General features: G+C 72.1%; 9 protein-coding genes. 4 read left to right on the top strand and 5 right to left on the bottom strand.

The genetic code is table 11. From position 1 onward, the window contains the following. Positions 1 to 85 precede the first annotated feature (85 nt). Positions 86 to 1,222, top strand: coding sequence for a Gfo/Idh/MocA family protein (locus AOK03_RS25750; protein WP_055567727.1), 1,137 nt, complete (start codon positions 86 to 88; stop codon positions 1,220 to 1,222). Between the two features lie 77 nt (positions 1,223 to 1,299). Next, positions 1,300 to 1,908, top strand: a complete 609-nt coding sequence (locus AOK03_RS25745) for a hypothetical protein (protein ID WP_055567726.1) — start codon at positions 1,300 to 1,302, stop codon at positions 1,906 to 1,908. An 18-nt stretch (positions 1,909 to 1,926) separates the two neighbouring features. Here the strand turns inward: AOK03_RS25745 and AOK03_RS25740 are convergent, their stop codons facing one another. Next, a complete protein-coding gene (locus AOK03_RS25740; RefSeq protein ID WP_055567725.1) occupies positions 1,927 to 2,460 on the bottom strand; it encodes a PadR family transcriptional regulator in 534 nt (177 codons plus the stop codon). Positions 2,461 to 2,501: 41 nt separating this feature from the next. After that, positions 2,502 to 4,523, bottom strand: a complete 2,022-nt coding sequence (locus tag AOK03_RS25735; RefSeq protein ID WP_055567724.1) for an NADPH-dependent 2,4-dienoyl-CoA reductase — start codon at positions 4,521 to 4,523, stop codon at positions 2,502 to 2,504. 201 nt (positions 4,524 to 4,724) lie between these two features. Between AOK03_RS25735 and AOK03_RS25730 the strand changes: the two genes are divergently transcribed. Then, positions 4,725 to 5,222, top strand: a complete 498-nt coding sequence (locus tag AOK03_RS25730) for a methylated-DNA--[protein]-cysteine S-methyltransferase (RefSeq protein WP_055567723.1) — start codon at positions 4,725 to 4,727, stop codon at positions 5,220 to 5,222. After that, entirely contained in the window at positions 5,219 to 5,941 is a 723-nt protein-coding gene (locus AOK03_RS25725; protein WP_055567722.1) for a 2OG-Fe(II) oxygenase, read from the top strand. Before AOK03_RS25730 ends, AOK03_RS25725 begins: the two co-directional genes overlap by 4 nt. A gap of 19 nt (positions 5,942 to 5,960) precedes the next feature. Here the strand turns inward: AOK03_RS25725 and AOK03_RS25720 are convergent, their stop codons facing one another. From AOK03_RS25720 to AOK03_RS25710, 3 genes are all read right to left on the bottom strand, one after another. Further along, positions 5,961 to 6,626 (bottom strand): alpha-ketoglutarate-dependent dioxygenase AlkB family protein, encoded by a 666-nt coding sequence (locus AOK03_RS25720; protein ID WP_107098109.1) that lies wholly within the window; start codon positions 6,624 to 6,626, stop codon positions 5,961 to 5,963. Then, a complete protein-coding gene (locus AOK03_RS25715) occupies positions 6,614 to 8,977 on the bottom strand; it encodes a phosphoketolase family protein (RefSeq protein WP_055567721.1) in 2,364 nt (787 codons plus the stop codon). The genes AOK03_RS25720 and AOK03_RS25715 overlap by 13 nt, the downstream gene beginning before the upstream one ends. 174 nt (positions 8,978 to 9,151) lie before the next feature. Beyond that, positions 9,152 to 10,116 (bottom strand): methyltransferase (locus tag AOK03_RS25710; protein ID WP_055567720.1); only part of this gene is annotated, 965 nt, incomplete at its 5' end.

Here is a 10,116-nt window from a genome sequence, read left to right as displayed (position 1 = left end):
AGTTCGATTCCTGCGCGGGCGACGCCGACACCCTCTTCGACGAGCTGGCGGCCAGCCGCGCCTACCTCACCTCGCTGGAGGCGGCATGACCGCGGCACCCGTCGGCTCGGGCCCCGTCGGCGTCGCCGTCGTCGGCGCGGGCGTCATCAGCGCCCAGTACTTGCGTACGTTGAGCCGCTTCCCGGACGTCCGGGTCGTGGCCGTCGCCGACCTCGACGAGGAGCGAGCGGCCGCCGTGGCCCGCACCCACGGCATACCCGTGTCGGGCGGCCCGGCCGAGGTGCTGGCCCTGCCCGAGGTCGAGCTCGTCGTCAACCTCACCGTGCCCGCCGCCCACGCGCAGGTGGCGACGGCCGCCCTGCGCGCCGGGAAGCACGTCTACGGCGAGAAGCCCATCACGCTCGCGCCCGCGGAGGCGGAGAAGCTGCTCGCCGAGGCGTCGGAGCGGGGGCTCCTCGTCGGCAACGCGCCGGACACGTTCCTCGGCGCGGGCCTGCAGTCGGCGCTGCGGGCCGTCGCGGCCGGGCACATCGGCGCTCCGGTGGCGGCGACGACGGTGACGCAGGGCCTCGGGCCCGAGGCGTGGCATCCCGACCCCGCGTTCTTCTACCAGCCGGGCGCGGGACCCCTCTTCGACCTCGGCCCGTACTACCTGACCTCGCTCGTCGCCCTCTTCGGCAGCGTGGAGCGGGTGGCCGCGACGGCGGCGCGCGCCCGTGCGGAGCGCGTCGTCGGATCGGGGCCGAAGGCGGGCCGGACCTTCCCCGTCGACGTACCGACGCACGTGTCGTCGCTCATCCGGTTCGCCTCGGGGGTGCCGGCCGACGCGACGTTCAGCTTCGACTCGGCGCTCCCCCGCATCCGCTTCGAGATCACCGGCACCGAGGGAACCCTCGCCGTGCCCGACCCGAACACGTTCGGCGGACCGCTGAAGCTGCTCCCGAACGGCTCCGACACCTGGCGCGAACTGCCCGTGCGGGGACGGACCGACGGCCGCGGACTCGGCGTGGTCGACATGGCCCGAGCCGTGCGCGGCGGCGGGACCCACCGGGCGTCCGGCGCGCTCGCGCTGCACGTCCTGCAGACGATGACCGCGATCACCCACTCCGCGCAGCGTGCCGAGTTCCTCCCGATCGACACCCAGCTCGTGCCGCCGGAGCCGCTGCCGGAAGGCTGGGACCCCGAGGAGGCGACCCTGGGGAGCGGAAGCCGCGCCACCTGATGACGGCCTCCCCGCGCGGTGAGACGTTGCGCGTCCACACAGCGCCGCGTCCGCGGCACCGGGGAGGGAGAGTCGCCATGACGAAGGAGTACAAAGGTGTCGTCTACGCGGAGAGCGAGAAGGAGGCGGAGCAACTGCTGCTCGCCTTCTGCGACCGCATCGACTTCTCGCGGGAGTGGATCTCCGCGGGCACCTGGAAGAACACCGTCGAGATCGCGTGCAGCAAGGAGCACGGCATCGACACGGCCGAGCGGGCCGTGCTCAAGGACCAGCAGGACCGCCAGAGCGCGACGCAGAAGCAGGCCCGCCGGGAGAAGATCTCCGACGACAGGGACGAGGTCCTGGGCCGGATCGAGGGCGTCGACACCTTCGACGACCACGCCGTCAGCATCTTCAAGCAGGTGTGCGCCCAGTACATCGACGGCGGCGGCCTCGACATGACCTTCGGCGCGAAGCTCTCCCAGGACCGCTACGACGACCTGTGCGGCCACTGGCGCAAGGTGGGCGGCATCGCCGTCAAGGCCGAGAACAAGGTGTTCCGCGGATTCGACCACCTGCCGGTCGAGAACAAGGAGGAGAAGGGCAAGGGCACCACCGGGGACACGCTGGAACGCCGCAAGAAGCAGGGCAACTTCTTCTGCACTGTGGTGAACGTCCGCTTCAACATCCACATCAACATCGGCTAGCGGCCCGGCGCCCGGCCGTCACGGCGCCTCCAGTTCCTCGATCGTCCGCGTGAGCCACTGCGTCCAGAACGTCTCCAGGTCGATGCCCGCGCGCAGCACCACATGGCGCAGCCGGTCCTCGACCGCGTCCTTCCCGGGCGGGAAGTCCCGCTTCTCGATCTCCTCGTACTCGGCCAACTGCCGCTGGTGGAGGGCGAGATGGCGGTGCAGGTCCTCCTGGACGCCCGCCGTGCCGACGACCGCGGCGGCGCGCAGGCGCAGCAGGAGCGTGTCGCGCAGGGGCTTCGGGTCCTGGCTCGCGGCCGTCCAGTGGGCCAGCTCTTCGCGGCCCGCCGGCAGCACCTCGTACTCCTTCTTCTGCCCGCGCGTCACCCCCTGCCGGGGCAGCGCCCGGATGGCCCCGTCCCGCTCCAGCTTGCCCAGCTCGCGGTAGATCTGCTGGTGCGTGGCCGACCAGAAGTAGCCGATCGACTTGTCGAACCTGCGCGTCAGTTCGAGGCCCGACGAGGGCTTCTCGAGGAGCGCGGTGAGGATCGCGTGCGGGAGTGACATGGGGCAATCCTAGGGACGGTGCCGCCGGCGGTGGGGCCGCCTCACAGCGCGGCGGCCAGCTCCGTGCCCTGTTTGATGGCGCGCTTGGCGTCCAGTTCGGCGGCCACGTCCGCGCCGCCGATGAGGTGCACCGCGGCGCCTGTGGCGACGAGCTCCTCGTACAGGTCGCGGCGCGGCTCCTGGCCGGAGCAGAGCACGACCGTGTCGACGGGGATCACGGACGACTCGCCCTCGACGGTGATGTGCAGGCCCGCGTCGTCGATCAGGTCGTAGCTCACACCGGCGACCATCGCGACGCCGCGGTGGCGCAGTTCGGTGCGGTGGATCCAGCCCGTGGTCTTGCCGAGGCCCTTGCCGACCTTGGACGTCTTGCGCTGCAGCAGGTGGACGGTGCGCGGCGGCGTCGGCCGCTCGGGCTTCGTCAGACCGCCGCGCTCGCGGTAGTCCATGTCGACGCCCCACTGGCGGAAGTACGTCGCCGGGTCCAGGCTCGCCTGCTCGCCGCCGTCGGTGAGGAACTCGGCGACGTCGAAGCCGATGCCGCCCGCGCCGATGATCGCGACCCGCTCCCCCACGGGCGCCTCGTCCCGCAGCACGTCGAGGTAGCCGACGACGCTGGGGTGGTCGATGCCGGGGATCTCGGGGGTGCGGGGGGTGACGCCGGCGGCGACGACCACCTCGTCGAAGGCGTCCCCGGCGAGCTCGTCCGCGGTGACGACGGTGTTCAGCCTGACGTCGACGCCGCGCAGGTCGAGCTGGGTGCGGAAGTAGCGCAGGGTCTCGTCGAACTCTTCCTTGCCGGGGATCTTCCGGGCGACGTTGAGCTGGCCGCCGATCTCGTCGGCGGCGTCGAAGAGGGTGACGTCGTGGCCTCGTTCGGCCGCCGAGACGGCGAACGCGAGCCCGGCGGGGCCCGCGCCGACCACGGCGAGGCGCTTCTTGGTGCGGGTCGGCGCGAGCACCAGCTCGGTCTCGTGGCAGGCGCGGGGGTTCACCAGGCAGGAGGTGATCTGCAGGTTGAAGGTGTGGTCCAGGCAGGCCTGGTTGCAGCCGATGCAGGTGTTGATGGCCTCGGGTCGCTCGTCCTTCGCCTTGTTGACGAAGTCGGGGTCGGCGAGCAGCGGGCGGGCCAGGGACACCATGTCGGCGGCGCCGTCCGCGAGCAACTGCTCGGCGATCTCGGGGGTGTTGATGCGGTTGACGGTCACGAGCGGTACGGAGACCTCGCCCATGAGCTTCTTCGTCACGAAGCTGTAGGCGCCGCGCGGCACCGACGTCGCGATGGTGGGGATGCGCGCCTCGTGCCAGCCGATGCCGGTGTTGATGATGGTCGCGCCCGCCGCCTCGATCTCCTTGGCGAGCTGGACGACCTCGTCGAGCGTCGAGCCGCCGGGGACGAGATCCAGCATGGAGAGGCGGTAGATGATGATGAAGTCGGCGCCGACGCGCTCGCGGGTGCGGCGGACGATCTCGACGGGGAAGCGGATGCGGTTCTCGTAGGAGCCGCCCCAGCGGTCGGTGCGCCGGTTGGTGGGGGCCGCGATGAACTCGTTGATCAGGTAGCCCTCGGAGCCCATGACCTCGACGCCGTCGTAGCCGGCGGACTTGGCGAGCTCGGCGGCGCGCACGAAGTCCTCGACGGTCTGCTCGACCTCGTCGTCGGTGAGTTCGCGGGGCACGAAGGGGCTGATCGGCGCCTGGAGCGCGCTCGGGGCGACCAGCTTGTCGTGGTAGGCGTACCGCCCGAAGTGGAGGATCTGCATCGCGATCTTCCCGCCCTCGGCGTGCACGGCGGCAGTGATCGCCTCGTGCTCCTTCGCCTCGTCCTCCGTGGTCAGCTTGGCGCCGCCGTCCCAGGGACGGCCCAGCTCGTTCGGGGCGATGCCGCCGGTGACGATGAGGCCGACGCCGCCGCGCGCACGGGTCGCGTAGAACTCCGCCATCCGCTCGAAGCCGTTCGGCGCCTCTTCGAGGCCCACGTGCATGGAGCCCATGAGGACCCGGTTGGGCAGGGTGGTGAAGCCCAGGTCGAGCGGGTTCAGCAGGTTCGGGTAACGGCTCATGCGGCCCCTCCGTACGCGGTGTCTACAGGACAGTTGTAGACCAGCCGCGAACCGTTGTGCAACTAGTTGCATAAAGCGTGAGCGGAGTCTCGTCCGGAAGGCCTCAGGGCGATGTCCGAATCCCGCCAGCCGGGCTCGCGCGCGCGACGCAGACTTGACCACGTCAAGCTCAGAGAACCAGGCACCACCGAGGAGAGTCCGATGACCGTCTACACGACGACCGACAGCCCGCTGGGCGAGCTGCTGCTGGTGGGCGAGGAGTCGGCCACCGCCGAGGGCGGCACCGCGCTGTCCTCGCTGTCCGTACCGGGCCAGAAGGGCGGCGCCGCCGTCCTGGACGGCTGGCCGCGCGACGACGCGGCCTTCGACGCGATCACCGCGCAGCTGCGCTCCTACTTCTCCGGCGGCCTGACGCACTTCGACATCGAGTACGCCACCGGGTCGGGCACCGACTTCCAGCGCAAGGTCTGGGCGGCGGTGGACTCGGTCCCCTACGGCACGACGACCACGTACGGACGCCTCGCGCAGCGGCTCGGCCTCTCCCGCGCCGCGGTCCGCGCCCTCGGCACCGCCGTCGGACGCAATCCGCTCCTCGTCGTGCGCCCCTGCCACCGGGTCATCGGCGCCGACGGCTCCCTCACCGGATACGCGGGCGGCCTGGAGCGCAAGCAGCTGCTCCTCGACCTGGAGGCGGCATGACCACCACCGCAGGCACGCCCGGCGCGGCGGTCGACTCGACGGACTGGGCGGCGCTCGCCACCGAGCTCGACGCGCACGGCTGCGCGCTCACACCCCGGCTGATCGCCCCGGCCGAATGCCGCCGCATCGCCGGGCTCTACGACGACCTCACCCTGTTCCGCTCCACAGTCGACATGGCCAGGCACCGCTTCGGCTCCGGGCAGTACCGCTACTTCACCCACGACCTCCCCGACCCCGTGGCCGAGCTGCGCGCGGCGCTCTATCCGCACCTGCTCGCCATCGCCCGCGACTGGGCGGACCGCCTCGGCCGTCCGGCCCCCTGGCCCGACTCCCTGGAGGAGTGGCTCGACCGGTGCCACGCGGCGGGCCAGACCAGGTCCGCCCAGATCCTGCTGCGCTACGAGGAGGGCGACTGGAACGCCCTGCACCGCGACCTGTTCGGGGACATGGTCTTCCCGCTCCAGGTCGTCATCGGCCTGGACGAGCAGGGCAGCGACTACACGGGCGGCGAGTTCCTGCTCGTCGAGCAGCGGCCGCGGGCCCAGTCCCGGGGCACGTCGACGGTCCTGAAGCAGGGCCACGGCCTGGTCTTCACCACCCGCGACCGCCCGGTCCGCTCCGCGCGCGGCTGGTCCGCGGGGCCGGTGCGGCACGGGGTGAGCACGGTGCGGTCGGGGCTGCGCAGATCGCTGGGGCTCGTCTTCCACGACGCGGCGTAGGGACAGGGCTGAACGCGGCTCAGCCCCGCCCGTGCTCCGCGAAGCCGCTGGCGCGCAGCGTGATGTTCAGCCGCCCGGTCACCCCCAGCTCCGGCGGCGCCGTGCCGGGGAGCACCCGCGGCACCCCGTGGTACGCGAGGCGGGAGGCACCGCCGAAGACCACCAGGTCACCGCTGCGCAGTTCGATGTCCGTGTAGGGCTTCGTGCGCGTCCGCGTGTTGCCGAAGCGGAAGACGCCCGTGTCCCCGAGGCTCAGGGACACCACCGCGGCTCCCGACTTCTCGTCGCTGTCGCGGTGCATGCCCATCCGCGCGTCGGCGTCATAGAAGTTGACGAGGGCGATGTCGTACGGATCGCCGACGTCGTGACCGGCCGCTTCGGCCGCCCGGCCGCCCAGCTCGGCGAGCCACGGCGGCATCGGCTTCACCGGAGCGCCGTCCCCGTCGACCACGGTGCGCGCGTACCCGTACGGATACCAGTGCCAGCCCAGACAGACCTGCCGTGCCGTCATCACACCGCCGCCGGGCGTCCTGACCCGCCGCAGCCCGGCGGGCGGCCCGGCCCAATCCCGGCACGCCTGGAGGAGCCGCAGCTGCGCCTCCGGTGCCAGCCAGTCCGGCACGTGCACCGCGCCCGGGCCGAGGGCGGTGCGGTTCCTGGGAAAGAGCTCGTTCAGTACGGCCACGTCCAGTCGGCGACCTCCGGGAGGTCCGTGCCGTGCTCGCGGATCCAGGCGTGGTGGCGCGTACGGGCGTCGGCCATCGCCTGGCGCACGCCCGTCGCGCGCACGGCAAGGCCCGGGACGCGGTCGATGACGTCCATGACGAGGCGGTACCGGTCCAGGTCGTTGCGGACGACCATGTCGAAGGGCGTGGTGGTCGTGCCCGCCTCCGTGTAGCCGCGCACGTGCAGGTTGGCGTGGCCGGTGCGGCGGTAGGCGAGGCGGTGGATCAGCCACGGATAGCCGTGGTACGCGAAGATCACCGGCTTGTCGCGGGTGAAGAGCGCGTCGAACTCGGAGTCGGCCATCCCGTGCGGGTGCTCCTCGCGAGGCATCAGCCGGGCGATGTCGACGACGTTGACGACGCGCACGGCGAGCTCGGGCAGGTGGGCGCGGAGCAGCGCCGCCGCGGCGAGCACCTCCTGCGTGGGCACGTCACCGGCGCAGGCGAGGACCACGTCGGGATCCCGCGTGCCCTCCTCCGTCCCGGCCCACGCCCAGACGCCCGCCCCGCGCGCGCAGTGGGCACGGGCGTCGTCGAGGGAGAGCCAGTCGAAGCAGGGCTGCTTGCCCGCGACGACGACGTTGACGTAGTCGCGGCTGTGCAGGACGTGCTCGGTGACGCAGAGCAGGGTGTTGGCGTCCGGCGGGAGGTAGACGCGTACGACGTGAGGGCTCTTGTTCAGGACGTGGTCCACGAACCCCGGGTCCTGGTGCGAGAAGCCGTTGTGGTCCTGGCGCCACACGTGCGAGGTGAGCAGGTAGTTCAACGACGGCACGGGCGCCCGCCAGGGCAGCGCGCGCGAGGTCTTCAGCCACTTGATGTGCTGGTTGACCATCGAGTCGACGATGTGGACGAACGCTTCGTAGCAGGAGAACAGGCCGTGGCGGCCGGTGAGCGTGTACCCCTCCAGCCAGCCCTGGCAGAGGTGCTCGGAGAGGACCTCCATGACGCGGCCGTCGCGCGCGAGGTGCTCGTCCGTGTCGAGGGTCCGGTCCTGCCAGGCCTTGCCCGTGATGTCGTACAGCGCGCCGAGCCGGTTGGACTCGGTCTCGTCCGGGCCGACGACCCGGAAGTCGCGGCGCTCCGCGGTGTCCGCCATGACCTGCGCGAGCAGGCCGCCCGTGATCCGGGTCGGCTCGTGCAGCGTCGTGCCCGGCTTGTCGACGGTGACGGCGAAGCGCTCCAGCGGCGGGACGGGCAGCCGACGGGTGAGCCTGCCGCCGTCGGCGTGCGGGGTGGCACCGAGACGGCGCTCGCCCTGCGGTACGCAGGACACGACCTGCTCGGTCGGTCGGCCGTCCCCGTCGAAGAGCTCCTCTGGACGGTACGAACGCAGCCACTCCTCCAACTGCCGCAGATGGTCCGGGTTCTCGCGGACCCCGGACAGCGGCACCTGGTGGGCCCGCCAGGTGTTCTCGACGGGCTCTCCGTCCACGGTCGCCGGGCCGGTCCAGCCCTTGGGCGTGCGCAGCACGATCACCGGCCAGGGGGCGCGGCCGTGCGCGCCCTCGCCGCTCCGGGCGCCCTGCTGGATGGCGCGGATGCGGTCGAGCGCCTGGTCCATCGCCGCGGCCATCGCCTGGTGCACCTCTCGCGGCTCGTCACCGGCGACGTACAGCGGCTCGTGTCCGTACCCCTTGAGGAGCGCGTCGAGCTCGTGCTCGGGCAGCCGGGCCAGCACCGTCGGGTTGGCGATCTTGTAGCCGTTGAGGTGGAGGATCGGCAGGACCGCTCCGTCGTGCACGGGGTCGTGGAACTTGTTGCAGTGCCAGGAGGCGGCCAGCGGCCCGGTCTCGGCCTCGCCGTCACCGATCACGCAGGCGACGAGCAGGTCCGGGTTGTCCAGGGCGGCTCCGTAGGCGTGCGCGAGCGAGTAGCCGAGCTCGCCGCCCTCGTGGATCGAACCGGGCGTCTCGGGCGCCACGTGGCTGGGCACGCCGCCGGGGAACGAGAACTGCCGGAACAGCCTCGCCATGCCCGGCGCGTCCCGTGTGACGTCCGGGTACGTCTGTGTGTAGCTGCCCTCCAGCCAGGAGTTGGCGAGCACGGCGGGACCGCCGTGGCCCGGACCCCATACGCACAGCGCGTTCAGGTCCCGCTCCTGGATGACGCGGTTGAGGTGGGTGTGGACCAGGTTGAGGCCGGGCGAGGTGCCCCAGTGTCCGAGCAGGCGCGGCTTGATGTGCTCGGGCCGCAGCGGCTCGGTCAGCAGGGGGTTGCTCATCAGGTAGATCTGGCCGACGGCCAGATAGTTGGCGGCGCGCCAGTGGGCGTCCAATGCGGCCAGACGGTCCTTCGCCACGGGTACCACTAGGTCCTCCTCGCGGGGTTCTGTGCGTACGGGACGGTCGGCTCCGCGTCCCAGCACATCAGCCGCACGGGACGACCGCCACCCGGCCGGGTCCGACCATGACGCTGCCACCGTGCGGCCGTCCGCGGGAGGGCCGAACAGGCCCCAACCGGAACGGATCCCGGCCCCGAGGAGTCAGCGCTCGCCCTTGACCGCCCGCAGCAGCACGAACTTCGGGTCGCTCGCGACGACCTCCGCGTTGCCGAAGAGCTTGCGGAGCTTCACGTGGTAGCCGAGGTGGCGGTTGCCGATGACCCACAGCTCGCCGCCGGGGCGCAGCGCGGCGCGGGCGCCGGTGAACATGCGGCGGGCGGTCGCGTCGGTCGTGGCCTGGTGGCTGTGGAACGGCGGGTTGTTCAGGACGACGTCCACCGTCCCCGGTGGTACGGCGGCGAGGGCGTCACCGGCCACGAAGTGGGCCTTGGCGTCGTCCGCGGCGTTGGCGCGGAAGGTGGCCTCGGCGGAGGCGACGGCCTGGAACGACTCGTCGATGAAGGTGACCGTGGCGTCGGGGTCGGCGACGGAGGCGGCGGTGCCGAGCACGCCGTTGCCGCAGCCCAGGTCGACGACGTGGGCGCCACCGCGGGCGCGCGGCAGGTGCTTGAGGAAGAAGCGGGTGCCGATGTCGAGGCGGTCGGCGCAGAAGATGCCTGCGTGGTTGACGACGGTGAGGCCCGCGCCCGCGCCGGAGTCGGCGGGCAGGACGTAACTGCCGGGCCAGGGGCTGGTTCCGGCGGTGCGCGCCGGGTCCGGGGCGGAGAAGACGAGCCGCGCCTTCTGCCGGGCCAGCGAGGTCCTGGTCGGGCCGATGATGCGCTCGAAGAGTTCCAGCGTCGACGTGTGGATCTCGGTGACCATGCCGGCGCCGATGACGACCGTGCCCTCGTGCAGGGCGGGCGCGAGCCGGTGGAGCTGGTCCTCCAGGAGCGCGAGGCTCTTCGGTACGCGGACCAGGAGCACGTCGACGCGGGCGGGCGGAGCGTCCCTGGTCGTCAGGAGCCGTGCCGCGTCCGGCGCGTGACCCGCCCGCGCGAGGTTGGCGCGGGTCGCCTGCTGGGCGAGGAAGGAGTCGGTGATCTGGACCGGCACGCGCGCGTGCC

It is taken from the genome of Streptomyces atriruber, from assembly GCF_001418325.1.
In the GTDB taxonomy this organism is placed as follows: Bacteria; Actinomycetota; Actinomycetes; order Streptomycetales; family Streptomycetaceae; genus Streptomyces; species Streptomyces atriruber.
The sequence above is the reverse complement of the archived record's forward strand: the minus strand, read 5'-3'. Positions and strand labels throughout refer to the sequence as shown.